Source organism: Bradyrhizobium sp. STM 3561 (assembly GCF_045571455.1).
Lineage (GTDB): Bacteria > Pseudomonadota > Alphaproteobacteria > Rhizobiales > Xanthobacteraceae > Bradyrhizobium > Bradyrhizobium vignae.
The window spans coordinates 4,210,964-4,237,262 of the sequence record NZ_CP120695.1; the positions used below are offsets into that span (position 1 = coordinate 4,210,964).

Genomic DNA, 26,299 nt, shown 5'->3' on the forward strand with positions numbered 1-26,299 from the left:
AACGTCCCCTCACCTGCCGTTCCATCAATCCAAAAACGGCATCGATCGATACTCCCTTGAACTTGGACACCCCGCCGCGCGCACCTCTAGGACTCGGGTCGAGGAAACATTTCGACTTCGAGGAGGCGCGTGATGAGCGCAGTGGTGTCCGCAGCGGACGTGAGTAGGTCTCGCGTCAGGCTGTTCATCGTGACCATGTTGTTCCTGGTCACCACCGTGAATTATGCCGACCGCGCTACGCTCTCGATCGCGGGTCCCGCGCTCTCGAAAGAGCTGAATCTCGATCCCGTCGCCATGGGCTGGATCTTCTCGGCCTTCGGCTGGTCCTATGTCGTGGCGCAGGTGCCGGGCGGCTGGCTGCTCGACCGCTACGGCTCGCGCCTCGTCTATGCCTTCAGCATCATCATCTGGTCGCTGTTCACGCTGATGCAGGGCTGGGTCGGCTTCCTCAGCGCCGGCGCTGCCATCGTCGTGCTGTTTGCGCTTCGCCTGCTTGTCGGCATTGCGGAGGCGCCTTCCTTCCCGGCGAATGCGCGCATCGTCGCGGCCTGGTTTCCCGGCAATGAACGCGGCACCGCATCCGCCTTCTTCAACTCCGGCCAGTACTTCGCCACTGTGATCTTCGCGCCGCTGATGGGCTGGATCGCGCACACCTACGGCTGGCGCTTCGTGTTCTTCGTGATGGGCGCGCTCGGCATCGTCATGGGCCTCGTCTGGCTCAGGACCATCTATGGCCCGAAGGAGCACCCTTCGATCAACGAGGCTGAGTTCGACTACATCAGGGAAGGTGGCGCGCTGGTCGATCTCGACGCGCCCAAGGATGATCGGCTGCGCGCGCGTGCGCCCGAGGCCGGCTCCGGCTGGGACCACATCCGCCAGCTGCTTTCCAATCGCATGATGCTCGGCGTCTATCTCGGCCAGTACTGCATCAACACGCTGACCTATTTCTTCCTGACCTGGTTTCCGGTCTATCTCGTCAAGGAACGCGGGCTGTCGGTCCTGCAAGCGGGCTTCGTCGCGACGCTACCCGCTCTGTGCGGCTTCATCGGCGGCGTGCTCGGCGGCATCATCTCGGACGCGATCCTGCGCCGGACCGGCTCGCTGACCATGGCGCGCAAGATCCCGATCGTGGGCGGCATGCTGCTGTCGATGTCGATCATCGCCTGCAACTATGTCGAGGGACAGGCGCTGGTGGTCGGCTTCATGGCGCTCGCCTTCTTCGGCAAGGGCATCGGCGCGCTCGGCTGGGCGGTCGTCTCCGACACCTCGCCGAAGGAAGCCGGCGGCATCTCCGGCGGCCTGTTCAATACCTTCGGCAACCTGTCCTCGATCACCACGCCGATCGTGATCGGCTACATCCTGGCCGCGACCGGCTCGTTCAACGGCGCGCTGGTGTTCGTCGGCCTCAACGCGCTAGTGGCCGCCTTCGCCTATCTCGTCATCGTCGGCAAGATCGAGCGGGTGACGCTGAAACGTTCCTCCTGAGGGCTCCCATGGGAGCTTGACCAGGCAACTCAACGGCGGCTTCACGGCCGCCGTCTTTGTTTTGGGGATGATCGATGCTAGAAGTGCCGGCGAAACGCCCTATTCATCTAAGGCATGTATCGATGTTCGACCTCAACCAGCTCCGCTGTTTCGTCACGGTGGCGGAGGAACTGCATTTCGGCCGCGCCGCCGCGCGGCTGAACATGACCCAGCCGCCGCTGTCCCGGCAGATCCAGGTGCTCGAGCACATCATCGACGCGCCGCTCTTGGAGCGTACCAGCCGCTCGGTGCGCCTGACACCTGCGGGACGCAGCTTCCTGCCGGAGGCGCGGCGCATCCTCAAGCTTGCGGAAAGCGCCTCGCAAGTTGCCCGCCGCATCGCGCTCGGCAAGACCGGCTCGCTCAAGATCGGCTTCACCGCGGCCGCCGCCTACGGCTTCCTGCCCGAGCTCGTCGCCGCCTGCCGTGCCAAGCTGCCCGAGGTGGACTTCTCGCTGAAGGAGATGGTGTCGGGCGACCAGTTCGAGGCGCTGACCTCGGGCCAGATCGACGCCGGCCTGCTCAGGCCGCCGATCGCGCGGCCCGAGCTGACCAGCCGCCGCGTCGTCGCCGAGCCCCTGCTCGCCGCGATCCCGAAGAAGCATCCGCTCGCCAACGCCGACGGCATCACCATCAAGGATTTCGACGACCAGCCCTTCGTGATGTATTCGCCCTATGAGAGCCGCTACTTCCACGATCTGCTGGTGGCTCTCTTCACCCGGGCCGACGTGCTGCCGCGCTACGTCCAGCATCTCAGCCAGATCCACTCCATCCTCGCCATGGTGCGCGCCGGCCTCGGCCTTGCCATCGTGCCGGCCGCAGCCGCGAGCCTGAAGATCTCCGACGTGCGGCTGCGCCCGCTGAAGCTGCGCACCCGCGTTCCCGTCGAGCTCTTCATGGTCTGGCGCCGCGACGACGAGAATCCGCTGCTGTCGGCCCTGGTCAAAATCGCCGGCGAATTGTCCTCCGCGGAGCTGACGGAGGATTGATGCTCAATCTGCATCGGTCGATATAGGCTTTGGCTTGGACGCGCATCGAACGGTCTCCTAAACCACGGCGCATGGACGCGCAGGCTTGCGTCCTCCACAACACGCACGAAAGGGAGCAGCGCCCGTGAGCAAGATGACCCCGCAGGAGATGGCCCAGAAGATCGGATCGGGCCTCCTGTCCTTCCCCGTCACGCCGTTCAGGGCGGACTACTCCTTCGACGAGGCGACCTACCGCGCCAACATGGACTGGCTCTGCGGCTACGACGTTGCCGGACTGTTCGCCGCCGGCGGCACCGGTGAGTTCTTCTCGCTGACCCCGACCGAGGTTCCGCAGATCGTGAAGATCGCCGTCGAGGAGACCAAGGGCCGCGTGCCCGTGCTCGCCGGCACCGGCTACGGCACCGCAATCGCCCGCGAGATCGCGATCGGTGCCGAGAAGGCTGGCGCCGACGGCCTGCTGCTGCTGCCGCCTTACCTCACCCATTCCGAGCAGGACGGCCTTGCCGCCCATGTCGAGGCGGTCTGCGCCTCCGTTAAGATCGGCGTCATCGTCTACAACCGTGACAACGCCATCCTCCAGCCCGATACGCTCGCGCGCCTCGCCGAGCGCTGCCCGAACCTCGTCGGCTACAAGGACGGCATCGGCGACATCGAGCTGATGACGCGCGTCTACACCAAGCTCGGCGATCGCCTCACCTATATCGGCGGCCTGCCGACCGCGGAGACTTTCGCGCTGCCCTATCTCGACATGGGCGTGACGACCTATTCCTCGGCCGTGTTCAACTTCGTGCCGGAGTTCGCCACCAATTTCTACGCCGCGGTGCGCAAGCGCGACCATGAGACGATCCACGCCGGCCTGAAGAACTTCATCCTGCCGCTGATCGCGATCCGCAATCGCAAGAAGGGCTATGCAGTCTCGATCATCAAGGCCGGCATGAAGGTGATCGGCCGCGATTCCGGCCCGGTCCGTCCGCCGCTGACCGACCTCACGGAGCAGGAGATCGCCGAACTGACCGCGCTGGTGAAGAAGCTGCCCGCCGCACGATCGTCACAACAGGCTGCAGAATAACAAGACGACAGGGAGGAGCGTGCGATGGCCCGGACTGAGATTTCTGGTGCACCGGTCGTCACATCGATGCAGGTGATCCCGGTTGCGGGCCGCGACAGCATGCTCCTCAACCTCAGCGGCGCGCATGCGCCCTTCTTCACCCGCAACATCGTCATCCTCACCGACAATGCCGGCCACACCGGCGTCGGCGAGGTGCCGGGCGGGCAGAAGATCTGGCAGACACTCCAGGACGCGCGCGATCTCGTGATCGGCAAGACCGTCGGGGCGATGAACAACATCCTCGCCGACGTCCGTACCGCCTTTGCCGACCGCGACGCCGGGGGCCGCGGCAAGCAGACGTTTGACCTGCGGGTGATGATCCACGCGGTCACCGCGATCGAATCCGCGCTACTCGACTTGCTCGGCCAGCATCTCGGGCTGCCGGTCGCCGCGCTACTCGGCGAAGGCCAGCAGCGCACAAGCGTCGAGACGCTCGGCTATCTCTTCTTCGTCGGTGATCGCCGCAAGTCCCGCCTGCCCTATGTGGAAGGCGAGACCGGCGGGGCGGAATGGTTCAACCTCCGCCATCAGGAGGCGATGACGCCGGAGACGGTGGTGCGCCTCGCCGAGGCCACCCACGACCATTACGGCTTTGCCGATTTCAAGCTCAAGGGTGGCGTGCTCCGCGGCGAGCAGGAGATCGAGGCCGTCACTGCCATCGCAAAGCGCTTTCCGAACGCGCGCGTCACGCTCGACCCCAACGGCGCCTGGTCGCTGGATGAGGCGATCAGCCTCTGCAAGGACATGCACGGCATCCTCGCCTATGCCGAGGATCCCTGCGGCGCCGAGGCCGGCTTCTCCGGCCGCGAGATCATGGCCGAGTTCCGCCGCGCCACCGGCCTGCCGACCGCAACCAACATGATCGCCACCGACTGGCGGCAGCTCTCCCACGCGGTGCGCTTAGGGGCGGTGGACATTCCGCTCGCCGATCCCCATTTCTGGACCATGCAAGGCTCGGTGCGCGTCGCCCAGACCTGCCGTGACAACGGCCTGACCTGGGGCTCGCACTCCAACAACCATTTCGACATTTCACTCGCCATGTTCACCCATGTCGGCGCAGCCGCGCCCGGCAAGGTCACCGCGATCGACACCCACTGGATCTGGCAGGACGGCCAGGCCCTGACCAGAGAGCCGCTGCAGATCAAGGGCGGCCAAATTGCGGTCCCGGACAGGCCGGGCCTGGGTATCGAAATCGACAGGGCCGCTATCGACGCCGCGCATGAGCTCTACAAGCAGCATGGACTTGCCGCCCGCGATGACGCTATTGCCATGCAGGACCTGATCCCCGGCTGGACCTTCGACGACAAGCGTCCCTGCCTCGTTCGTTAAAATACTCTGGAGGAAACGATGACTGCGATCCTGAAGAACTTCATCGGCGGCGAATGGGTCGACGGCTCCGGCATCACGAAGAACATCAACCCCTCCAACACCAACGATCTCGTCGGCGAATATGCCAAAGCCGACAAGGCGCAGACCGAGAAGGCGATCGCCGCCGCAAAGGCTGCCTTCCCCGCCTGGTCGCGCTCGACGCCGCAGGAGCGCTATGACGCGCTGAACAAGATCTCCGCCGAGATCCTCGCCCGCAAGGAAGAGCTCGGCCGCCTGCTCGCCCGCGAGGAAGGCAAGACGCTGCCCGAGGGGATCGGCGAGGTCGCCCGCGCCGGCCAGATCTTCGCGTTCTTCGCCGGCGAAGCGCTACGCCTGATCGGCGAGAAGGGCGCCTCGGTCCGTCCCGGCCTCGACGTCGAGCTCACCCGCGAGCCGGTCGGCGTCGTCGGCATGATCACGCCCTGGAATTTCCCGATCGCGATCCCCGCCTGGAAGATCGCGCCGGCGCTGTGCTACGGCAACACGGTCGTGTTCAAGCCGGCCGAGCTGGTGCCGGGCTCCGGACATGCACTCGCCGAAATCATCACCCGTTCCGGCGTTCCCGCCGGCGTGTTCAACCTCGTGGTCGGCTCCGGCTCGGTGGTCGGCCAGACCCTGCTCGAGCACCCCGATGTGGCCGCGATCTCCTTCACCGGGTCGGTGCAGACGGGGCGCAAGATCGCGCAGGCCTGCGTGCTCTCGAACCCGATGAAGAAATTCCAGCTCGAGATGGGCGGCAAGAATCCCCTGGTCGTGCTCGACGACGCCGACCTCAAGACCGCCGTCGAGGTCGCCGTCAACGGCGCCTATTTCTCGACCGGCCAGCGCTGCACCGCCTCCTCGCGCCTGATCGTCACCGAAGGCATCCACGACCGCTTCGTCGCGGCGATGGCCGAGCGGTTGAAGGGGCTGTCGGTGGACGATGCGCTCAAGACCGGCGTGCATATCGGCCCCGTCGTCGACCAGAGCCAGCTCGACCAGGATCTCCGCTACATCAAGATCGGCCAGGACGAGGGCGCCAAGCTCGCCTTCGGCGGCGAGCTGCTCAAGCGCGAGAACCCCGGTCATTACCTGCAGCCGGCGCTGTTCACCGAAGCCAACAACAACATGCGCATCGCGCGTGAGGAAATTTTTGGTCCGGTCGCCGCCGTCATTCGTGCGAAGAACTACGAGGAAGCGCTCGCGATCTCCAACGACACCGAGTTCGGCCTCGCCTCCGGCATCTGCACCACCAGCCTGAAATACGCCTCGCACTACAAGCGCAACAGCGAGTCCGGCATGGTGATGGTCAATCTGCCGACCGCCGGCGTCGACTATCACGTGCCGTTCGGCGGACGGAAGGGCTCGAGCTACGGGGCCCGCGAGCAGGGCTCCTACGCGCGCGAGTTCTACACCACGGTGAAGACGGCCTACACGAATCCGGGTTGACGAGTGATGTCGTGCCGCGGCGCAGGTGTCCACCTCTCCCCTCCGGGGAGAGGTGAACGAAAACACGGTTTCTTCCGTTCTTGAGGCAAGCGAAGATGGACCAGGACGTCGCAGCGAAAGAGCAGCCCCGCTACATCAAGCTCAACGAGCGCGACAACGTCGCGATCGTGGTCAATGATTTCGGGCTTCCCGCCGGTTCGCGCTTTGCATCGGGACTGACGCTGCGCGCCTTCGTGCCGCAAGGGCACAAGACCGCGCTGGTCGATATCGCGGAAGGCGCGCCGATCATCCGTTATGGCGAGATCATCGGCTACGCGCTGTCGCCGATCCTGGCCGGCGAGTGGGTGGACGAGGCCCGCATCCGCATGCCGGAGGCCCCTGCCCTCGACAAGCTGGAAATCTCGACCGCCGTCCCCGCACCGCTGCCGCCGCTCGAAGGCTTCACCTTCGAGGGCTATCGCAATCCGGACGGCTCGGTCGGCACCAAGAACATCCTCGGCATCTCCTCCTCCGTGCAATGCGTCAAGGGCACGATGGAATATGCGGTCAAGCGCATCCGCGCCGAGCTGCTGCCGAAATATCCGAACGTCGATGACGTCGTGCCGTTGACCCATGCCTACGGCTGCGGCGTCGCCATCACCGCGCCCGACGCGGTCGTGCCGATCCGCACCCTGCAGAACCTCGCGCTCAACCCGAATTTCGGCGGCGAGATTTTGGTCGTCGGCCTCGGTTGCGAGAAGCTCGCGCCCGAGCGGCTGGTGCCGGCAGGCATCAACGACGCCATCGTGCGCATGCAGGACGAAGCCTTCGACGGCTTTGGCGCGATCGTCGATGCGATCATGACCCAGGCCGAAGCCCGCCTGAAGGTGCTCAACACGCGCAAGCGCGAGACCTGCCCGGCCTCCGATCTCGTCATCGGCCTGCAATGCGGCGGTAGCGATGCCTTCTCCGGCGTCACCGCGAATCCCGCCGTCGGCTTCGCCGCGGACCTGCTGGTGCGCGCCGGCGCGACCGTGATGTTCTCGGAAGTCACCGAAGTGCGCGACGCCATCCAGCTGCTGACGCGACGCGCCATCAACGAGGATGTCGGCCGCGCGCTGGTGCGTGAGATGGCCTGGTACGATTCCTACCTCGCCCGCGGCGGCGCCGACCGCAGCGCCAACACCACGCCCGGCAACAAGAAGGGCGGCCTTGCCAACATCGTCGAGAAGTCGCTCGGCTCGATCGTGAAGTCCGGCTCCTCCGCCATCGCCGGCGTGCTCTCGCCCGGCGAGAAGGCGACGCAGAAGGGCATGCTGTTCGCAGCAACACCGGCAAGCGACTTCATCTGCGGCACGCTCCAGCTCGCCTCCGGCATGACCCTGCAGGTGTTCACCACCGGTCGCGGCACGCCCTATGGCCTCGCCGCCGCGCCCGTCATCAAGGTCGCGACCCGCAGCGAGCTCGCGCGGCGCTGGAAAGACCTGATCGATTTTGATTCAGGCAGCATCGCCACCGGCGAGAAGACCATCGAGGAATGCGGCTGGGATCTGTTCCGCCTGATCCTCGATGTCGCCTCCGGCCGCGTCAAGCCGTGGTCGGACCGCTGGGGCATCCACAATGATCTCACGCTGTTCAACCCCGCGCCGGTGACGTGAGGGGCTCGAACCACCGACCTCCTGTTCCACAGACAGGCGCTCTTACCCCTTGCGCTTTCCCGCGGCCGCCGCCCCGGTCAAATCTCCGCAGCTTGATCTGCAAGAGCGTTAGGCAGGGTGCATCGGCGCTTCCGCGAAACCGTCCGGAAACATTGGCGCGCAGACCGGAATGACACGCGGGTCTAAGTCATGCTGCCCGGCATGAAGCAGCGTACGCGCGGATGGCCGTCGACATAGTGCTTCCAGACCATGGTGCGGCCGATCTTGTTCGGCACGGTGATCACCGCACCGTCGGGCACCACGACCCATTCGTCGTCGATGCGCACGCGGTAGTGGCCGCGATCGGATTCCCAATCGACGTCGGCGATGACATAGCCGTCGGCGTCGGAGCAGCACTGTCCGTATTCGCTATGCAGACTCTCGAACCAGGGTTTTAATGGCGAGTTGGCGTAGCGGCCGTCATCGCGCGCCAGCGCCGATGTGGCCAATAGCGCCATCAATCCCAGCAGCGTGGCGGCACACGATATTGCTTTCATGGTGTCTCCGCGGTCGAAGTGATCGCCGCGAGGCAAACGCTGCCGTCCGCCCTCCGCGTGGTGCGCGGCAGGCGTGGAGACGGCGACTCGCTCCCCCAGCAGCTTTGCCGGCAGCCATGCAAATCCGGCGCCAGCGCGCATTCCGGGGAACTACTGGAGCGGGTCCGGCGCGTGTTCGCCTTTCGGCGAACGTGGCCGCACGGGCCGTGCAATGACGTTGAGAAGCTGGCACGTCCTGGATTCCCAGCCTAAGCGGGAAGAGGACGCACCGAAGCTACGAGTGCTGAGGCGGCGCGCCTACTGCTTCGCAGGGGCCATCATCGCGCCGCCCTTCTTCGCCGCGGGTGCCGGCGGTTTCGCGGCTGCAGCCTGCGCGGGCAGGTATTTTGCGACGATGGCAGGATCCACCTGGGCAATGTAGGCATCGGGTAGGCGCGTCCAGGTCTCGTCCTTGCCGAGCAGCGCGATGCCGAGATAGCCGCGCAGCGTCAGGGTCTGGCCGTCGGGGCTGACCCGCATATTGGCCTTCCAGATCTGGCCGTCGCGCGGATTGAGCACGTTGCCCCCTTCGTACTTCAATCCTTCGCGCTTCATGTTGCGGACGAAGGAGATGCCGAGCACCGGCGCGTTCTTGCGATCGTCGGTGCACTTGGAGCAGACTTCGTTCGGATTGTCGGTTGGCCGCGGGAAGGTCTTGGCGATCACACCTTCGAACACGCCGTTGTGGTCGATGAAGAGGAACCATCCGACCGTCTTGCCGTCTTCGACCTTCTGCCAGAGGCCCGCCGCCGTGGGCTCGGTGGTCTGTGCCGCACACGGCGTCACCGTCGCGAGCGACAATGCGAGCGCGAGGAAGGAGAGCTGCCTAAAGCTGGAGAAATTCCGCATTAGATCACCTTGTTATTCCACGACCGGAATGGCCGCAGACTACGGCGATTTCGCGAACGGTTCCAGCACCAGAAACATGGGGCATCGCCTCCCCGCTGCGTTCCGTCAGTTGACACCGAGCTTCTTTTGCAGGCTGGAGGACGAGGTCGTGTACTGGAACACGAGCCGCTTCTCCGGATAGACATAACGATGGGCTTTTTGCGACATCAGCGCGCCCTCGTGGAAGCCGCACAGGATCAGCTTGATCTTGCCGGGATACGTGTTGATATCGCCGATGGCGAAGATGCCTGATACGTTGGTTTCGAACGCGGATGTCTCGACCGGCACGAGGTTGTTCTCCAGCGCAATGCCCCAATTCGCGACCGGGCCGAGCTTCATGGTCAGCCCGAAGAACGGCAGCATGGCCTCGCAGGCAATCTCGCTCAAGCTGTTGTCGTTGCCCTTGACGGTCGCGCCGGTGAGCTTGCCGTCAGCGCCGGAGAGCGCGGTGACTTGGCCGAGCCGCAGATCCATCTTGCCGCCAGCGACGAGCGCGCGCATCTGCTCGACGCTGTGGGGCGCGGCGCGAAACTCGTCGCGCCGATGCAGAAGCGTGATGCGCTTGGCCAGCGGATGCAGATTGAGCGTCCAGTCTAGCGCGGAATCGCCGCCGCCGACGATCAGCACGTTCTTGTCGCGGAACGTCTCCATCTTGCGCACGGCATAATGCACCGACGTGCCTTCATAGGCCTCGATGCCCGGCACCGGCGGACGCTTGGGCTGGAATGAGCCGCCGCCGGCCGCGATCACCACCACCTTGCACTCGAACACCTTGCCGGTGTCGGTGGTGCAGCGAAAGGCGGGATCGCCGATCTTCTCCACGGTCTCGACCATCTCGCCGAGATGGAAGGTCGGATGAAACGGCTTGATCTGCTCCATCAGCGCGTCGGTGAGCCCCTGCCCCGAAACCTGCGGAATGCCGGGAATGTCGTAGATCGGTTTTTCCGGATAGAGCTCGGCACACTGGCCGCCGACCTTGTCGAGGATGTCGACGAAATGCGCCTTCATGTCGAGAAGGCCGAGCTCGAAGGCGGCGAACAGACCGCAGGGGCCGGCGCCAATAATCAGCACATCGGTTTTGATCACGTCGCTCATGTCGTCTCTTTATCGATCGTTATCGGTTGGACGGAGCCCTTTGGGCTGAGGTGACTCTGCCTGTCTAGCCAACGGGGATGGAACAGGGAAGGCATAAAAGCGGGATCGCCCCGCAGTCGCGCCCACTTGCCGGGCCAAAATAACTGGGCTGTAACGAGGATGGATATGACGGAGATCAATCGGTGAACGCGCCAGCCCGCCCCGACACGACGCCGCGCCTTGAGGACTATCCCTACCGCCTCAGCGACAACGTCCGCTTCGGCGATCTCGATCCAAACCAGCACGTCAACAACGCGGTCTACGCCACCTATTTCGAGACGGGCCGTGTCACGCTGATGAAGCTTCCCGAATACGGGCTGACCCCGCCAGGCCTCGCCTGGATCATGGTGCGACTCGACATGCATTTTCGTGCCGAGCTGCACTGGCCGAACACGATCGAGCTCGGCCTCGGGGTGGTGAAGCTCGGACGAACGTCGGTGACCTTCGAGCAGGTCGTGTTCTCGCAAGGAAAGTGCATCGCGTCGGCGACGTCGGTCGGCGTCTTGCTCGATGAGGCGACGCGACGCCCCGCGCCGCTGACTGCAGAGGTGATCGAGAAGCTCAGACCCTGGCACAAGCGCGGCATCGAGGTCGCGCCGCCGAGCATCTAGTTTGTTTGGAGACGATCAGGCCTGGCGTTCCGGCGTCGCCACGACGAGACCGTCGAGCTCGTCGGAAACCTTGATCTGGCAAGACAGGCGCGAATTCGGGCGCACGTCGAAACCGAAATCGAGCATGTCCTCCTCCATCGGCGTCGGGCTGCCCACCTTCTCACGCCACGCTTCGTCGACATAGACATGGCAGGTCGCACAGGCGCAGGCGCCGCCGCATTCGGCCTCGATGCCGGGAATGCTGTTGCGGATCGCGGCTTCCATCACGGTTGCGCCGTTCTCGATTTCCACCGTGCGGGTTTCGCCCTTGTGGTCGACAAAGTGAATCTTGGCCATATCTGCTCGTGCTGCCGCGGTGCTGGGAAGGAAGGAGGGTCCGGGCTGTCCTATAACGGGTCGGTCAGCCCGGCGCCATAGCGTTTTGATGCGAAATGAATCCCATCTTGCGGGAAGAAAACGCGTCAAAACAAATGACTAGAGCGCGGCTTTGACCGTATCGGCCTACGGCTTCAGGATCGCCTCGATGGCGGCGCGGACCTCCGTCACCGCCTGTTTCAGCGCGGCGAGGGCATCGGGCCGGCCACGGCCGGTCCTGATCGCGGTCTCCAGGCTGGCTGCGGCATCGGCCACCGCAAAGGCGCCGATTCCTCGCGCCGAACCCTTGAGCTTGTGCGCGAGCGCGCCGGTCTCGGCCGGCATCGCAGCCATCGCCGCCAGCAGGCGGACCGCCTGCTCGGCGAACATCGCCAACACTTCCTGTTCCAGTTCAGTGTCGCCGAGCGTCATCCGAGACAGGTGATCGAGATCCAGCGGGCTATCGATGGGTGCAAGCGGGGGCGACGGCATCCAATCCATCCGTTGCAGTTCAGGCGTCATGGCGCAGGCCCCGGCATCGCGCGGCGGCCGCCGGTCCGGCGGTCAGGTTCCCCTCACCCAAGCATGAAAATGGTTAACGAAATGTTTGGGCTATTTGACGTAGATCTGCCTGTTTATTGACAACAAGTTGCCGCAATCGACCGAGTCCGGTGGAGAATTGCATTTATTGCTAAGGCGTTACGCCACGATCCTGTTAACGATGATTAAGAATGTCTTAATCGCGGGCATTTCATTCGCGACGCTCTGCAAATAGGATGTTGCAGAAATTGGCGGACAAGCCGTCCGGGTGGGGACGGCTCGGGGATCCGCGCAAGCGGCATGATCCGGTCTGTGGGCTTGCGCCGCGCGCAGGGCTCGCGGGGGGACGCGTACACGTAACGAGGGCTCGGACTGAACATGGCGAACACTCCGAAAAAGGTCAAAGACCCCACAGAAGTCGCGCTTTCTGCGATCCAGGAAGCCCTCAACATCAGCGACACGGCTGCGGACACCAGCCGCAACGTCTCCGTGCGCAACGAAGCGGCGCCCCCGGTGCCGCCGCCTGCCCCTCCGATCTTCGATGAGCCGAGCTTCGAGCCGCGCCCGGCCGCCAACGAGGGGGCGACCGTGTTCGACCCGGTCGAGGAGCCGCGCCCCTCGCGCCGCGCCGCCAATGACGACCGCGAGACCATCGGCCAGCTGCTCCAGGCGCTGCAGAAGGGCCGCCCTGCCCGCAGCGTCTACACCTTCGCCACCATCTTCGCCGGCATCTGGCTCGCCGCCTGCGCCGCGCTGACCGTCGGCTTCCTGCCCTCGATCCAGGCCGCCATGGGCCAGAGCGGCGGCGTGCTCGTCATCGCCGGTCTCGTCGCGATGTTCTTCGCGCCGATCATGCTGTTCTACTTCCTGGCGAGCCTCGTCTGGCGCGGCCAGGAAATGCGCATGATCGCGCAGGCGATGGCGCAGGTCGCGATCCGCTTCTCCGAACCGGAAGGCTCGGCCTCCGATTCCATGGTCACCGTCGGCCAGGCCATCCGTCGCGAGGTCGCGGCGATGGGCGACGGCATCGAACGCGCGATTGCGCGCGCCGGCGAGCTCGAGACGCTGGTCGCCAACGAGGTCGCAGCGCTGGAACGCGCCTATTCCGACAACGAGGTGCGCATCCGCGCCCTGCTCCAGGACATCGCGCATCAGCGCGACAATCTGGTCGGCCAGGCCGAGCAGGTCCGCAGCGCCATCTCCGGCGTGCAGATCGACCTGCGCCACGACATCGCGCTGATCTCGGACGCGATCGCCTCCCGTGTCGACGAGGTCGCCAAGTCCATCACCGGCGCGCTCGAAGAGCGCGGTGCCCACATCACCCAGGCGCTGAGCAATGCCGGTGACAACATGATCCTGGCGCTCGGCGAGCGCGGCGGCGACCTGCTCGACCGCCTCGAGGAAGCCAGCAACGAGACCACGCGCGCCGTGCTCGACGCCAGCGAGCGGCTGACCACCAGCCTCAACTTCAAGACCGGCCACGTCCACGACGAGTTCGTCGATCTCGCCGACCGCGTCCATGAGATGCTGAACGAGCGCATCGACCGCATCACCGGCGAATTCGAGCAGCGTTCCGCCGCGATCGTCGACGGCATCTCCGAGCGCACCGAGCAGGTGCACGATTCCCTGAAGAACTCGTCGGACTCGCTGCTGCTCGAGCTCGAGCTGCGTTCCAACGACATCTCCGCCAAGATCGACGACGCCGGCAACCGCCTCGCCGGCCAGATCATGACGAGCGGCGACAAGGCGAGCGAGGCGCTCGACGCCACCGTCAACGCCCTGGTCGCCAAGGTCGTCAGCCAGACCGAGACCGCACACGACTCGCTGTCGCTGCAGATGAGCGCCTTCGACGAGCTGGTGAGGAACCAGGGCACCGAGCTGGTCGAGAAGTTCGCCCGCGACTCCGGCACGCTGGGCGCGCTGATCACGCGCCACATCTCCGAGTTCGACCGCACCGTGAAGACCTTCGGCGGCGAGATCGTCGAGCGCATGGGCCAGCGCACGCAGGACATCGCCGAGACGCTGAGGACCTATGTCGACAATTTCGACACCCGCTTCACGGCGAACGGCGGCCAGATCACGGCGGTGCTCGACCAGCGCCTCGTGCAGTTCGAGACCACGATCGGCGAACGCGTCGCCAACCTCGACACCTCGCTGAACGGCAAGATCGCGAGCCTCGACGGCACGATCGAAGGCCACATCAGGACCTTCGACGAGCAGCTCGTCGGCCGCGTCGCCGCACTCGAACAGTCGTTCGACACCCGCGCGAAGTCCATGACCGAAACCATCGACGGGCGCATCAACACGCTGGCGACATCGCTGACCGACGGTGCCGCGCAGGCGATCCAGTCGATCGACTCCCGCCTCACCCACCTCACGACCTCGCTGACCGATGGCGCATCGCAGACCATCCAGTCGATCGACACCCGGCTGACGCACCTCACGACGACGCTCACCGGCGGCGCGTCGCAGGCGCTCGAATCCATCGACTCCCGCCTCACCTATCTGACCACCGCCGTGACCAACGGCGCCTCGCAGGCCGTGCAGTCGATCGACACGCGCCTCACGCTGCTGACCTCGACGCTCACGGACGGCACCGCGCAGGCGATCGAGGCGGTCGACCGCCGCATTACCGGCGTCACCGAGATCATCGACGGCCGCAGCACGCATCTGACCGACACGGTCACGGCGCGCTTCCAGGACATCCAGCAGGCCATCGAGACCAAGATCGGCTCCGTCGCCAGCGACATCGACGTGCGCGTGGCGCAGTTCGAGGACCTGCTCGGCTCGCGCGTCGAGGCCGTCGCCGGCCGCATCGAGAGCAGCGGACGCCAGGCCAGCGAGGACATGATGTCCCGCGCCGAGATGATCTCGACCGCGATCCGTTCGCATGTCGAGGACGCCGAGCGCTCGCTCACCAACCTCGTCGTCAACACCAGCGAGACCATCCAGACCGGCGCGCGCGCGGCCCAGCAGTCGCTGCTGACGGTCTCCTCCGACGTCAACGCCCAGCTCAAGATGACCTCGGCCGAGGTCGAGCAGGCGCTGACCGCGGTCGGCACCGGTGCGGCGAACTCGATCCTGACCAGTGCCCGCGAAGCCCAGTCGACGCTCGTCGCCGCATCGGGCGAGGCCTCCAACCAGATCAAGGGGCTCGCGGCCGACGTCGAACGCACGCTGTCGGCGGCCGGCTCCGCCACTGCGGCCTCCATCCTGGCCGGCGCCCGCGAGGTGCAGACCACCCTCGTCACGGCGTCCTCGGATGCGGCGAGCCAGGTCAAGGCGCTCACCGCCGACGTGCAGCGTTCGCTGTCGCTGGCCGGCACCACCACGGCGGAATCGATCACTGCCGGCGCCCGCGATGCGCAGAACGCGCTGATCGCGGCCTCGACCGAGACCGCCAACCAGATCAAGGCGCTGTCCTCGGACGTGCAGCGCTCGCTTACGATGGCGGGCACCACCACGGCGGAATCGATCACCGCCGGCGCCCGCGACGCGCAGAACGCGCTGATCGCGGCCTCGACCGAGACCGCCAACCAGATCAAGGCGCTGTCCTCGGACGTGCAGCGCTCGCTTACGATGGCGGGCACCTCGACGGCCGAGACCATCATGAGCGGCGCCCGCGAGGCCCAGAGCACGCTGGTCACGGCGTCCTCGGATGCGGCGAGCCAGGTCAAGTCGCTCGCGGCCGAAGTACATCGTTCGCTCTCGCAGGTGGGCCAGACGACGGCCGAGACGATCACCACCAGCGCGCGCGACGCCCAGAGCACCCTGCTCGCGGTCTCGGCCGAACAGACCAGCCAGGTCCGTTCGCTCGCGGCCGAGATGCAGCGCGCGCTGGCGACCGCCGGCGGCGCCACCATCGAGGCGCTCACCAGCGGTGTCCGCGAGGCCCAGGGCTCGCTGATCTCCGCCTCGAGCGATGCGGCGAGCCAGATCAAGTCGCTGACGACGGACATCGAGCGCACGCTGACCGCGGTCGGCGCCGACACCGCCTCGACCATCCTCAACAGCGCGCGCGAGGCGCAGATCTCGCTGACCTCGACCTCGGCCGACGCCGCGAGCCAGATCCGCACGATCTCGACCGAGATCGAGCGCACGCTGAGCGCGGCCACCGCCAACGCGACCAACGACATCCAGACCAGCGCGCTCAACGCCCAGAACGCGCTGATCTCCGCCTCCAACGAGGCGAGCTCGCGGGTCAAGACGAGCTCGGCCGACGTCGAGCGCTCGGTGCTCGCCGCCACCTCCAGCTTCGGCCAGGCCATGACCGGCAAGACTGACGAGATCGTCACCTACGTGCAGCAGCAGGCCGACCGCCTGTCGAACATGATCGACGCCAAGCGCGGCGCGCTGGTCGATGCCATCGGCTCGAAGACCAACCAGCTCACCCTCGACATCGACCGCGTCACCTCCGACGCGTTGAAGTCGATCGAGACGCGCGGCAACGCCTTCTCGCAGACCATGATGGGCAACGGCTCGGAAGTCGCCCGCACCATCAACGCGGCGAGCGAGATCGCCACCAGCGCGGTCGGCAAGTCGCTGAAGGACCTCGAGCAGGCCTCGCGTTCGGCGATCGACCAGTCGCGCCAGGTCTCGATCGCGGCCGTCACGGAGATGCAGGAGACCAGCAAGATCCTGCGCACCGACACGGTCGCCCTGTTCGAGCGCCTGCGCGAAGGCAACATCCTGCTGCAGGAGGTGCTGACCGGTGCGCACGACAACCTCAACTCGCTGGAGCGGGCGCTGGTGACGCGCGTCGCCGACTTCGTCTCGGCGATGAACGACGTCACCTCGCGCAACGGCGCCGCGACTCAGAACCTGGAAGAGCAGCTCAACGTCTTCAACAGCAAGACCACGAAGGCGCTCCAGGATCTCGGCGAGCTGTCGACCCAGTTCGACAAGCACGGCAAGGCGCTGGTCGAGGCCGCGCAGGTCGTCGAGCAGAGCAACAAGAACACCACCGCCTCGCTCGCCGAGCGCAAGCAGGCACTGGAATCGCTCGTCACCACGATCGACCTGCGCACGGCCGATCTCGACCAGCGGCTGTCGCGCTTCACCGGCCTCCTCGATGAATCGCTGGCGGCCGCCGAAGAGCGCGCCCGCGACATCGCCCGCGTCGTCGCCGAGACCGCCGGCGCAGGCTCCGCCGCGATCACCCGCCAGTTCGAGGCGGTGCGCGCGGCGTCCGAGGAGGAGCACCGCCAGACCATCGAGGCGATGCACGACATCTACCGCCAGACCACGGACGAGGCGGATGCGATGTTCAAGCAGTCGACCGAGAAGTTCACCAACCTCGTCGGCAGCATGAAGCAGATGGCTCTCGAGATGCACAATGAGCTCGAAGCCACCCGCAACGAGCTGCGCCGCGGCGTGCTCGAGATGCCGCAGGAGGCTGCCGAGAGCACGGCCCAGATGCGCAAGGTGATCGTCGACCAGATCGAGGCGCTCGCCGAGCTCAACCGCATCGTGGCCCAGCATGGCCGCGGGCTCGACGTCACTACGGCGGGCCGCGCCAGCATCCATCGCCAGGAAGAGCCGGTGCTGGCTGCCGCCGTCGGCGGCCGGGCTCCCGAGACCCGCATGCGCGACACCGGCAGCGCCTCGACGCTGCCGCCGCCGGACCTCGGCATGCCGGCCGCGCGCCGCACCGAAGCGCCGCCGGTCGCACCTGGCGGTAGCGACCAGGGCCGCGACGGCTGGCTGTCGGACCTGCTCAACCGCACGGACGCCAATCACGGCGCCCCGACCGGTCGTGAGGCTCTGCGCGGCCGCAATGCCGCCGCGCCGCAGCCGCAGGCACCGCAAGATGGCAGCAATCCGCTGGAATCGCTGTCGCTCGACATCGGCCGGCTGATGGACCGCAACCTCGCCGCCGAGATGTGGGACCGCTATCAGCGCGGCGAGAACAAGGCCTTCACCAAGCGCCTGTACACGCCCGCCGGCCAGAAGGCCTTCGACGAGGTCGCCCGCAAGTACCGCGCCGACCGCAACTTCAAGGGCACGGTCGACCGCTACGTCGCCGAGTTCGAGCGCCTGCTCGACGAAGTCGCCCGCGACGGCCGCGGCCCGCAGGAGCTGCGCAGCCACCTGATCTCGGAGACGGGGCTGGTGTACACGCTGCTGGCGCACGCGGCGGGACGATTGGGATAAGCAGCAGAATTCCAAGACAACAGAATGAAGACGGAGGCCTCACGGCCTCCGTCTTGTTTTGCGGGAGGGATCTCAGGTGCCGTTGGGCTGACCGAATGACAGCCGCTCGGCCACGACCGCGGCCTGGGTGCGCGAGCCGACGCCGAGCTTGCGCAGGATCGTCGAGACGTGGCCCTTCACGGTCTGCTCGGCGATGTCGAGTTCGCCCGCGATCTGCTTGTTGAGCTTGCCTTCGACGATCATTGCGAGAATGCGCAGCTGCTGCGCCGACAGCGAAGCCATTCTTGCGGCAAGCTCGACGTCGGCGCTCTGGATCGAGCCGCGCCCGCCGACATTGGGCGGCATCCAGATTTCACCGGCGAGTATTTTCGTGATCGCATCCGCCATCTCGGGCAGGCCGAGCGATTTCGGGATGTAGCCGGATGCGCCGTAGGCAATCGCACGGCGGATCGTGGCGGCGTCCTGCCGTGCCGAGATGATCGCCACCGGCACGGTCGGGAACTGCGCCGACAGGATGAACAGCGCGGCAAACCCTTGAATGCCCGGCATGGTCAGATCCCAGAGGATCAGGTCGATCTCGTCGGACTGGGCGGTCAGGACGCCGATCGCCTCGTCCAGCGACTGGCAGGCGATGATGTCGAGATCCGGCAGCACGCTCGACAAGGCGCTCCGCAACGCCGCCTGCACCAGCGGATGATCGTCGCCGATCAGGATGCGCATCGTCAGGAAGTCTCCAGTTTCGTCTCGAACTGCCGGTTCAGGGCTTCGCTGCCGAGGAAGCGCCGCAGAGCGGCCGGCTTGATCGGCTTCGTCAGGATCTCGCAGCCGCGCGCCCTTGCCTCCTCGCGCACGGCCTCGCTGCGATCGGCTGTGACGATCAGCGCACGGACGTCGCGCCCCGACTTCTGCCTGAGATCGTCGAGAAAGTCCAAGCCGCTGCGACCATCGTCGAGGTGGTAATCGAGCAGCACGAGGTGCGGTGGATGGGCCGCGGCCGCCGCCATCGCTCCATCGGCGTCCGTGGCGACAAGCACATGGTGCCCCCACCCACCGAGCAATGCCGTCAAGCCGTCGAGAATGGCCGCCTCATTGTCGAGGCACAGGATCGTCAGCGTGCGCTCCGCGACCGCGGGCGGCGCATCTGCCACCTTGCGCTGAAGCGGCGTTCCCGCTCCGCGCGCCAGCGGCACCGTGACGGCGAAGCACGAGCCGTGTCCGGGCCGCGATCGGACGTCGACGGGATGGCCCAGGAGCCGCGAGATACGATCCACGATCGCAAGACCGAGACCCAGGCCCTTCTCCGATCCGGGGGTCAGACGCTGGAACTCCTCGAAGATCCGCGTCCGATCCTCCGCCGCGATCCCGACGCCGGTGTCCCAGACCTCGATGCGCAGATCGCCGCCGCGCCGCCGGCAGCCGAGCAGGATGCGTCCCCTGGGCGTGTAGCGGAGCGCGTTCGACAACAGGTTCTGCAAGATGCGACGCAGGAGATGCGGATCGCTGCGCACGGCGACACGACAATCGACGACGTTGAGGACGAGCCCGCGTTCGTGCGCCATCGCGGAGAACTCGACGTTCAACTGCACGAGCAGATCCGCGATCGGAAAATCAAACGCCTCGGCGCGAACGGCGCCGGCATCGTAGGAGGAGATGTCGAGCAGCCTGTCCAGCACGTGCTCGGTCGAGCGCAGCGCCGTGATCGCGCTGCTCGCCAGGTTGCGCTCCTTGTCGACGTCGCCGGATCGCGATGCGGCATGCAGGCTTTCGTCGAGCGCGGACAGGAACAGCCGGGCCGCATTCAGCGGTTGCAGCAGATCGTGGCTGGCCGCCGCCAGGAAGCGGGTCTTGCCGAGATTGGCCTGCTCGGCTTCCGCCTTCGCCAGCTCGAGCGCCTCGGTCCGCTCCCGGACGCGCAGCTCGAGCCCCTCGTTGGCCCGGCGCAGGGCTTCCGCGGCGCGATGACGCTCGGTGACGTCGGTGTAGGTCGATACGTAGCCGCCCTCGGCGACGCGATCATAGACGATCTCGAGCACCGTGCCGTCCGGCCGCTTGCGCTCGTACAGATACGGCCAGCTCTGGGTGGCGACGTCACGATTGACAAGGAGCGCGGCGAATTCGGACGCGGCATATTCGCCGCGCTCGACGTTGAAGGCAATGAGGTCCGCCAGCGGAAGACCGACGCGCACGAAATCCGGCGGCAGGTCCAGGAGCGCGATGAAACGGCCGTTCCAGGCCGTGATGTTGAAATCGGCATCGAAGGCGCAAATGCCCTGCGGCACGCTTTCGAGCGTGCTCTGCAAAAGGTTGCGGTTGAAGCGCAGCGCCTCCGAGGCTTCGTCGAGCATCGCCATCGCCGCCCGCCGCGACAGCGAGTGCCCCTCCAGGGATGCGGCGATCACCACGCGCGCCGATGCAGCACCGATGGCACCGGCAAGCAGATTCTCCGTGAAGCGGATCGAGTCGAGATCGACGAGCCCCGACGGATCGAGGCGCGGCCCGGTGCCGGCGCTACGCGCCGCGAGATAGTTGTCGAAGGCCGCTGCGCCGCGCTGCGCGCCGACAAAACGCAACGCCAGCGCGCGGAGATCGTCGAGCCGGACCACCACGCGGGAGGACAGCGTCGGGATCTTTTCGCGGATGACGCCATCGGCGAATGCGGCCGCCTGGTTGCGCTCGACGGTCGACTGCCGCCCCAGCGCCGAGATCATCAGGAAGCAGACGAGATTGGCGCCGAGGCTCCAGAGCGTGGCGTGCGAGATCGGATCGATCCCTTCGAGACCCAGCAATGCGTTCGGCTTGAGCCAGGCGAGCTTCCACGGCCCCTGGCGGACGATCTCCTCGATCGCCGGCCAGAGCGGCGCGGCCGAGGGAAGCAGCAGCGTATAGGCCCAGATGGAAAAGCCGACCGCGATTCCGATCGAGGCACCGGCCTTGTTGGCCCGCGGCCAGAACAGCCCTCCGACGAACGCCGGACCGAATTGCGCGACCGCGACGAACGACAGGAGTCCGATCAAGGTCAGCGGATAGGACTGATTGACCAGGCGGTGCATCAGATAGGCGAGCAGCAGGATGCCAACAATCGAGAGCCGGCGTACCGCCACCAGCACCGAGGTCATCGGCCGGCTCTGCGCACGCAGGCCGAAGACGCGCGAGCGCAACAGCAGCGGCATGATGACGTCGTTGCAGAGCATGGTGCTGAGCGCGACCGACGTCATGATCACCATGCCGGTGGCGGCCGAGAGCCCGCCCAGGAACGCGATCAGGCTGATGGTGCCCGCATCCGCCGCGATCGGCAGCGAGATGACGTAAGTGTCGGGGTCCATCATCGCGCCGAACCTCGCAAGCCCTGCCGCGGCGATCGGCAGGATCAGCAAGCTGAACAGCGCAAGGTAACTCGGGTAGAGCCATGCCGCTGTGCGCGTGTGCGCCGGCGCCTCGTTCTCGACGACGGCGACATGGAAGGCCTGCGGCAGACACAGGAAAGCGATGCCCGAGATGACGATCGTCGCAGGCCACACCGGCTGCGTCGGATCGAAGCTGAGGATCCCCGCCAGTTGCGGCTCCGATTGAAACTGCGACAGCAGGGCGGCGGGACCGCCAGACAGGCCGAACAGCACGAACAGCGCGACGATCAGGAATGCGAGCAGCTTGACGACGCTCTCGAAGGCGATCGCGAGCATCAGGCCGCGATGATGCTCGCTGGCATGGACATGCCGGACGCCGAACACGATCGCGAACAGCGCCATCGAGGCGGCGACGCCGAAGGCGGAGTCCTGCCAGAATCGCAGTGCTTCGCCTCCGGCGCGCTCGGGCTGGAGGATCAGATAGTCAAAGCTCTTGCCGACAGCCTTGAGCTGAAGCGCGATATAGGGAAGCACGCCGAGCAGCGATGCCAGCGTCACGAAGGCCGCCAGCGCCTGGCTCTTGCCGTAGCGCGCGGCGATGAAGTCGGCGATCGAGGTGACGTTCTGCGCCTTCGCGATCGCGATCACCTTCGACAGGAGCCGTTGGCCGAACAGCAGCACCAGGGTCGGGCCGATATAGATCGTGGCAAAGTCCAGCCCGCTGGTGGCGGCCCGTCCGACCGATCCGTAGAAGCTCCAGGAGGTGTTGTAGACCGCAAGCGTCAGGCAATAGCTGATCGCGGCCACCCAGGAGTTTGGCGACACCAGCGGTCCACCGGCGCTCCGCCGATCGCCCCACCAGGCCACCAGGAACAACGTGGTCACATAGCCCGCAGCGACCGCAAGAACGAACCACGCCTGCAAGACATCCTCACCCGAGATCGTCTGATCGGCCGGCGATGAGCGGGGCCGGATCGCGGGCGGATACTATAGCGTTTTCAATCGCATGAAAGGCTATTTCGCTCCGAAGAAGCGGCGGCCGGAGGATCGTCGGCCGCCGCTTGAGGGTCACTTCAGGCCGCCTCGCGGGACAGCCGCTCCTGCGGCACGCGCTTGACCGCCAGGTTGACCACGACGGCAACCGCGATGTTCAGCGCGAGCGCCAGGACGCCGGTGTAGATCGCGACTTTGCCGGCGCCGAAGTCGATGCTGTGCAGCGGCTTCAGCCCGTCCGACCAGGCGAGCCATGAGCCGCCTGCAAGGCCGACGGCCCAGCCGGCCAGAAGCGCCGTGCTCGAGAACCAGTTCAGATAGAGGCCGAACACCAGCGCCGGCAGCGTCTGGAGGATCCAGAGCCCTCCGAGCAGTTGCAGGTCGAGCGCGAACTGCGTCGGCATCAGGAGAATGGCGAGCAGCGCGCCGACCTTCACCAGCATGGAGGTGATCTTGGCGACCTTCGCCTCACCCGCCGGCGTCACCTTCGGATCGACCCACACCTTCCAGAAGTTGCGGGTGAACAGGTTGGCGGCGCCGATGCTCATGACGGCCGCCGGCACCAGCGCGCCGATCGCGATCGCGGCGAAGGCAAAGCCCGCGAACCAGCTCGGGAACAGGGTCTTGAAAAGCTCAGGCACGACGTCGTTGTTGCTCGCGAGCTTCAACCCGGCCGCATGGCCCATGTAGCCCAGCAGCGCGAGGAGACCGAGCAGCAGCGTGTAGGCCGGCAGCAGCATCGCATTCTTGCGGATGGTATTGCCGCCCGAGGACGCGAAGATGCCGGTCAGCGTGTGCGGATACATGAAGGCCGCGAGCGCCGAGCCCAGCGCCAGCGACGCATAGGGCACGATCTGCGCGGGCGACAGCAGGATACCGCCCGAGCCCTTTGCGGCAAAAGCCGCATCCGCCGCGGTGAAGATCGCGCCATAGCCGCCGAGCTTGGAGGGCACGATCGCGATCGCAGCGATCACCACGATGTAGATCATGATGTCCTTGACGAAGGCGATCAGCGCCGGCGCGCGCAGCCCCGACGAGTAGGTGTAGAGCGCGAGCACCAGGAAGGCGAGAACGAGCGGCACCTCGCCGTGAAGCCCGAGCGCCTTGATCGCGACCTCCATGCCGATGAGCTGGAGCGCGATATAGGGCATTGTCGCCAGCACGCCCGTCGCCGCAACCGCGAGCTCGAGGCCGCGCGAGCCGTAGGCACCGCGCACCACGTCGCCGGCGGTGACATAGCCGCGCTCCTTGGCGACCTTCCAGAGCACCGGCATCACCGCGAACACGAAGGGATAGACGATGATGGTGTAGGGCAGCGCGAAGAAGCCGTAGGCGCCGACCGCATAGACCAGCGCGGGAACCGCGATCACGGTGTAGGCGGTGTAGAAATCGCCGCCGACCAGGAACCAGGTGATCCAGGTCCCGAACTTGCGGCCGCCCAGGCCCCACTCGTCGAGATGAGCGAGCGTTTCCGGCTTGCGCCAGCGCGAAGCGACGAAACCCATGCCGGTAACGAGAACGAAGAGAGCGATGAATACGGCGAACGCCGCGCTATCGACATCAGTCAGCACGGCGCACGCTCCTGTAGACGATGTAGGTGAGTAGCGAGGTCAGCGGCACCCAGGCGAGCTGATACCAATAGAAGAACGGGAAGCCGAATAGATGGGGCTCCCGGACATTGTAGAACGGCACGATCATCAGGCCGATGAACGGCAACAACAGCAACAGGCGTACCACGCGCTCTCCTCCCCTGTGAGTGAAGTCGACGCGCCTTTTCGTGGACGCGCCTTGAGCGCGGTATAGCTGACAACGAGGGACGGCCCCTCCCCCTACCTTGGCTCGGCCCGACCCCCATACTTTCGTACTGGCGCAGCGGCCCCACATCTGCGCAGCAGCGTTGCGCGCTGCAGCGCGTCCGGGACACGAGACCCACGATGACGAACGCACAGGATGCGCGAACGCGTCCGCCTGCTACCGCCTGCGCTCGGCCGCCGCCGGCTTCGGCGGTTCGGGCGGCGGGGCGGGTTGCGATGAGTTGCTGGCGCCGAACAGCACGCGGGTCGGGTTGCGGTCGAAATTGTTCACGGCGCGGCTGATGTCGCCGAGGGTGCGGCGCCCGTCGGCCATCAGCGCGCCGGAGCGCTTGTCGAAATCCTCGGCGAGTTCGCGGATCGACTTCACCGCCTGGAACAGCTCGCCGCCATCCCTGCCGCCCGCCAGCGTGTTGAGGCCGAGCATGAGATTGTCGGCCTTGAGCATGACGCCGTCGACCTTGGCCATCACGTCGTCGATCTTCTCGGAGTTGCGGGCGAGCGAGTTGGTGAAGGTCTCCAGATTCTTCAGCGAGTTCTTCACCGTTTCCTGATTGTCGGCGACGATCTTGTTGATGTTCTGCAGCGTGGCGCGGATCGCCTCGGTGACGTCCTGGAGCTTGTTGGGGTCGGCGGTCAGCGTCGGGATGCCGTCCTGGTCGAGCGGCGGCGGTGCCGCGGCCTCGTCGCCGCCCTTGAGCGAGATTGCGGCGACGCCCGTGAGGCCCTGGAATTCGAGGCCGACCAGGGTGTCCTTGCGGATCGGGGCGTTGTTCTCGATCATGGCGAGTGCGACAACCCGCCGCGGGTTGTCCAGCTTCACCGAGACCACCTCGCCCACCCGGATACCGTTGAAGTTGACGCTGCCGCCGTTGCGCAGGCCCGCTGCGGGCCCCTCGAACACGACGCGCAGGGGGCTGCGCTGCTTGGTGGTGTGCAGCGACTGAAACCACAGCACGAAGCCGATCGCCGCGGCGATCACCGCCAGCGTGAACGAGCCGATCAATACGTAATTCGCCCGCGTTTCCATCAGGTGCTCCGGCTACGACCCAGCTCTCAACCCAGCCACTTAACCCATGACCGCGCGGGCGCGCTTGCCATGGAAATATTGCCTCAGCCAGGGATGCTGCGAGGCCTGCATGTCGGCGATCGACCCTGCCGCAATGATCTTACCGTTCCCTAAAACGGCGATGCGGTCACACGCTGTGTAAAGGCTGTCGAGATCGTGGGTTACCATGAAAACCGTCAGTCCCAAAGTGCGCTGGAGGGTCCGGACCAGCTCGTCGAAATCGCCGGCGCCGATCGGGTCGAGGCCCGACGTCGGCTCGTCCAGGAACACGAGATCGGGATCGAGTGACAGCGCGCGGGCGAGCGCCACGCGCTTGATCATGCCGCCGGAGAGCTCGGACGGGAAACGCTCGGCGACTTCGGGCTTGAGCCCGACCATGGTCAGCTTGGCCATGGTGATCTCATCCATCAGCCGCTGCGAGACGCGCAAGTATTCGCGCATCGGAAACTGGATGTTCTGCCGCACCGTCAGCGAGGAGAACAGCGCGCCCTGCTGAAACAGCACGCCCCAGCGCCGCTCCACGTTGCGCCGCTGCGACGTGCTGGAGGAATCGAGGTCGACGCCGAACACTTCGATGCTGCCCGCGACCTTCGGCACCAGACCGATGATGGTCCGCGTCAAAACGGACTTGCCCGCGCCCGAGGGGCCGACAAATCCCAAAATCTCGCCGCGCTTGACGTCGAGGTTGAGCCCGTCGAGCACACGTGTTGCGCCGAACTGGACGGTGATGTCGCGGACGCGGATGATGGGGTTTTGAATTTCGCCTGCCATCG

The 26,299-nt window shown here is 66.0% G+C and carries 19 protein-coding genes; 8 read left to right on the forward strand and 11 right to left on the reverse strand.

What is annotated here, in order from left to right; translation table 11 throughout:
- Nucleotides 1–132: 132 nt before the first annotated feature.
- From P6U28_RS20145 to garD, 6 genes are all read left to right on the forward strand, one after another.
- The gene (locus P6U28_RS20145) at nucleotides 133–1,485 is read left to right on the forward strand and encodes an MFS transporter (RefSeq protein ID WP_162500205.1); all 1,353 of its coding nucleotides are present in this window, start codon (nucleotides 133–135) and stop codon (nucleotides 1,483–1,485) included.
- 122 nt (nucleotides 1,486–1,607) lie between these two features.
- Nucleotides 1,608–2,513, forward strand: coding sequence for a LysR substrate-binding domain-containing protein (locus P6U28_RS20150; protein ID WP_122402395.1), 906 nt, complete (start codon nucleotides 1,608–1,610; stop codon nucleotides 2,511–2,513).
- A gap of 124 nt (nucleotides 2,514–2,637) precedes the next feature.
- Nucleotides 2,638–3,582, forward strand: coding sequence for a 5-dehydro-4-deoxyglucarate dehydratase (gene kdgD / locus P6U28_RS20155; RefSeq protein ID WP_129145035.1), 945 nt, complete (start codon nucleotides 2,638–2,640; stop codon nucleotides 3,580–3,582).
- Between the two features lie 24 nt (nucleotides 3,583–3,606).
- Nucleotides 3,607–4,950 carry a glucarate dehydratase gene (gudD, locus tag P6U28_RS20160; protein ID WP_122402393.1) on the forward strand — a complete coding sequence of 448 codons (1,344 nt, stop codon included), beginning with the start codon at nucleotides 3,607–3,609 and terminating at the stop codon, nucleotides 4,948–4,950.
- Nucleotides 4,951–4,968: 18 nt separating this feature from the next.
- Nucleotides 4,969–6,417 (forward strand): aldehyde dehydrogenase family protein, encoded by a 1,449-nt coding sequence (locus tag P6U28_RS20165; RefSeq protein ID WP_122402392.1) that lies wholly within the window; start codon nucleotides 4,969–4,971, stop codon nucleotides 6,415–6,417.
- A 95-nt stretch (nucleotides 6,418–6,512) separates the two neighbouring features.
- Nucleotides 6,513–8,054, forward strand: coding sequence for a galactarate dehydratase (gene garD, locus P6U28_RS20170; RefSeq protein ID WP_122402391.1), 1,542 nt, complete (start codon nucleotides 6,513–6,515; stop codon nucleotides 8,052–8,054).
- 182 nt (nucleotides 8,055–8,236) lie between these two features.
- Here garD and P6U28_RS20175 read toward each other — a convergent pair whose 3' ends face one another.
- The 3 genes from P6U28_RS20175 to P6U28_RS20185 form a co-directional block, all read right to left on the reverse strand.
- Nucleotides 8,237–8,590 carry a hypothetical protein gene (locus P6U28_RS20175; RefSeq protein ID WP_164937105.1) on the reverse strand — a complete coding sequence of 118 codons (354 nt, stop codon included), beginning with the start codon at nucleotides 8,588–8,590 and terminating at the stop codon, nucleotides 8,237–8,239.
- A 297-nt stretch (nucleotides 8,591–8,887) separates the two neighbouring features.
- Nucleotides 8,888–9,478, reverse strand: a complete 591-nt coding sequence (locus P6U28_RS20180) for a DUF2147 domain-containing protein (protein WP_122402390.1) — start codon at nucleotides 9,476–9,478, stop codon at nucleotides 8,888–8,890.
- Nucleotides 9,479–9,583: 105 nt separating this feature from the next.
- Entirely contained in the window at nucleotides 9,584–10,612 is a 1,029-nt protein-coding gene (locus P6U28_RS20185; protein ID WP_122402389.1) for an NAD(P)/FAD-dependent oxidoreductase, read from the reverse strand.
- Nucleotides 10,613–10,794: 182 nt separating this feature from the next.
- Here P6U28_RS20185 and P6U28_RS20190 point away from each other — a divergent pair, with 182 nt between their 5' ends.
- Nucleotides 10,795–11,262, forward strand: a complete 468-nt coding sequence (locus P6U28_RS20190) for a thioesterase family protein (RefSeq protein ID WP_122402388.1) — start codon at nucleotides 10,795–10,797, stop codon at nucleotides 11,260–11,262.
- 15 nt (nucleotides 11,263–11,277) lie between these two features.
- Here P6U28_RS20190 and P6U28_RS20195 read toward each other — a convergent pair whose 3' ends face one another.
- Together P6U28_RS20195 and P6U28_RS20200 are read right to left on the reverse strand one after the other, a co-directional pair.
- Complete coding sequence (locus P6U28_RS20195; protein WP_008143731.1) at nucleotides 11,278–11,598, reverse strand: 2Fe-2S iron-sulfur cluster-binding protein; 321 nt, start codon at nucleotides 11,596–11,598, stop codon at nucleotides 11,278–11,280.
- 165 nt (nucleotides 11,599–11,763) lie between these two features.
- Nucleotides 11,764–12,108, reverse strand: a complete 345-nt coding sequence (locus P6U28_RS20200; RefSeq protein WP_162500573.1) for an Hpt domain-containing protein — start codon at nucleotides 12,106–12,108, stop codon at nucleotides 11,764–11,766.
- 426 nt (nucleotides 12,109–12,534) lie between these two features.
- Here P6U28_RS20200 and P6U28_RS20205 point away from each other — a divergent pair, with 426 nt between their 5' ends.
- Nucleotides 12,535–18,309, forward strand: coding sequence for a negative regulator of septation ring formation (locus tag P6U28_RS20205; RefSeq protein ID WP_407119670.1), 5,775 nt, complete (start codon nucleotides 12,535–12,537; stop codon nucleotides 18,307–18,309).
- A 72-nt stretch (nucleotides 18,310–18,381) separates the two neighbouring features.
- On the opposite strand, the gene P6U28_RS20210 is transcribed toward P6U28_RS20205, so the two are convergent.
- From P6U28_RS20210 to P6U28_RS20235, 6 genes are all read right to left on the reverse strand, one after another.
- Complete coding sequence (locus tag P6U28_RS20210) at nucleotides 18,382–19,035, reverse strand: response regulator transcription factor (protein ID WP_122406561.1); 654 nt, start codon at nucleotides 19,033–19,035, stop codon at nucleotides 18,382–18,384.
- Nucleotides 19,032–22,577 carry a NahK/ErcS family hybrid sensor histidine kinase/response regulator gene (locus P6U28_RS20215; protein WP_407119671.1) on the reverse strand — a complete coding sequence of 1,182 codons (3,546 nt, stop codon included), beginning with the start codon at nucleotides 22,575–22,577 and terminating at the stop codon, nucleotides 19,032–19,034. The genes P6U28_RS20210 and P6U28_RS20215 overlap by 4 nt, the downstream gene beginning before the upstream one ends.
- Nucleotides 22,578–22,726: 149 nt before the next feature.
- Nucleotides 22,727–24,217: a monocarboxylate uptake permease MctP gene (gene mctP, locus P6U28_RS20220; RefSeq protein ID WP_407119672.1), complete on the reverse strand. Its 1,491-nt coding sequence runs from the start codon at nucleotides 24,215–24,217 to the stop codon at nucleotides 22,727–22,729.
- On the reverse strand, nucleotides 24,207–24,383 hold the full coding sequence (locus tag P6U28_RS20225; protein ID WP_122406560.1) for a DUF3311 domain-containing protein: 177 nt from the start codon (nucleotides 24,381–24,383) through the stop codon (nucleotides 24,207–24,209). The genes mctP and P6U28_RS20225 overlap by 11 nt, the downstream gene beginning before the upstream one ends.
- Before the next feature lie 234 nt (nucleotides 24,384–24,617).
- Nucleotides 24,618–25,487, reverse strand: a complete 870-nt coding sequence (locus tag P6U28_RS20230; protein ID WP_407119673.1) for an MlaD family protein — start codon at nucleotides 25,485–25,487, stop codon at nucleotides 24,618–24,620.
- Between the two features lie 39 nt (nucleotides 25,488–25,526).
- Complete coding sequence (locus tag P6U28_RS20235) at nucleotides 25,527–26,297, reverse strand: ABC transporter ATP-binding protein (protein ID WP_162500203.1); 771 nt, start codon at nucleotides 26,295–26,297, stop codon at nucleotides 25,527–25,529.
- Between the last annotated feature and the right edge of the window lie 2 nt (nucleotides 26,298–26,299).

Excerpts from the sequence above, each read along its gene's own strand:
- P6U28_RS20145 (WP_162500205.1), top strand. The coding sequence starts at position 133 with ATGAGCGCAGTGGTGTCCGCAGCGGACGTGAGTAGGTCTCGCGTCAGG.
- P6U28_RS20150 (WP_122402395.1), top strand. The coding sequence starts at position 1,608 with ATGTTCGACCTCAACCAGCTCCGCTGTTTCGTCACGGTGGCGGAGGAA.
- gudD (WP_122402393.1), top strand. The coding sequence starts at position 3,607 with ATGGCCCGGACTGAGATTTCTGGTGCACCGGTCGTCACATCGATGCAG.
- P6U28_RS20165 (WP_122402392.1), top strand. The coding sequence starts at position 4,969 with ATGACTGCGATCCTGAAGAACTTCATCGGCGGCGAATGGGTCGACGGC.
- garD (WP_122402391.1), top strand. The coding sequence starts at position 6,513 with ATGGACCAGGACGTCGCAGCGAAAGAGCAGCCCCGCTACATCAAGCTC.
- P6U28_RS20175 (WP_164937105.1), bottom strand. The coding sequence starts at position 8,590 with ATGAAAGCAATATCGTGTGCCGCCACGCTGCTGGGATTGATGGCGCTA.
- P6U28_RS20180 (WP_122402390.1), bottom strand. The coding sequence starts at position 9,478 with ATGCGGAATTTCTCCAGCTTTAGGCAGCTCTCCTTCCTCGCGCTCGCA.
- P6U28_RS20185 (WP_122402389.1), bottom strand. The coding sequence starts at position 10,612 with ATGAGCGACGTGATCAAAACCGATGTGCTGATTATTGGCGCCGGCCCC.
- P6U28_RS20195 (WP_008143731.1), bottom strand. The coding sequence starts at position 11,598 with ATGGCCAAGATTCACTTTGTCGACCACAAGGGCGAAACCCGCACGGTG.
- P6U28_RS20200 (WP_162500573.1), bottom strand. The coding sequence starts at position 12,108 with ATGCCGTCGCCCCCGCTTGCACCCATCGATAGCCCGCTGGATCTCGAT.
- P6U28_RS20205 (WP_407119670.1), top strand. The coding sequence starts at position 12,535 with ATGGCGAACACTCCGAAAAAGGTCAAAGACCCCACAGAAGTCGCGCTT.
- P6U28_RS20230 (WP_407119673.1), bottom strand. The coding sequence starts at position 25,487 with ATGGAAACGCGGGCGAATTACGTATTGATCGGCTCGTTCACGCTGGCG.
- P6U28_RS20235 (WP_162500203.1), bottom strand. The coding sequence starts at position 26,297 with ATGGCAGGCGAAATTCAAAACCCCATCATCCGCGTCCGCGACATCACC.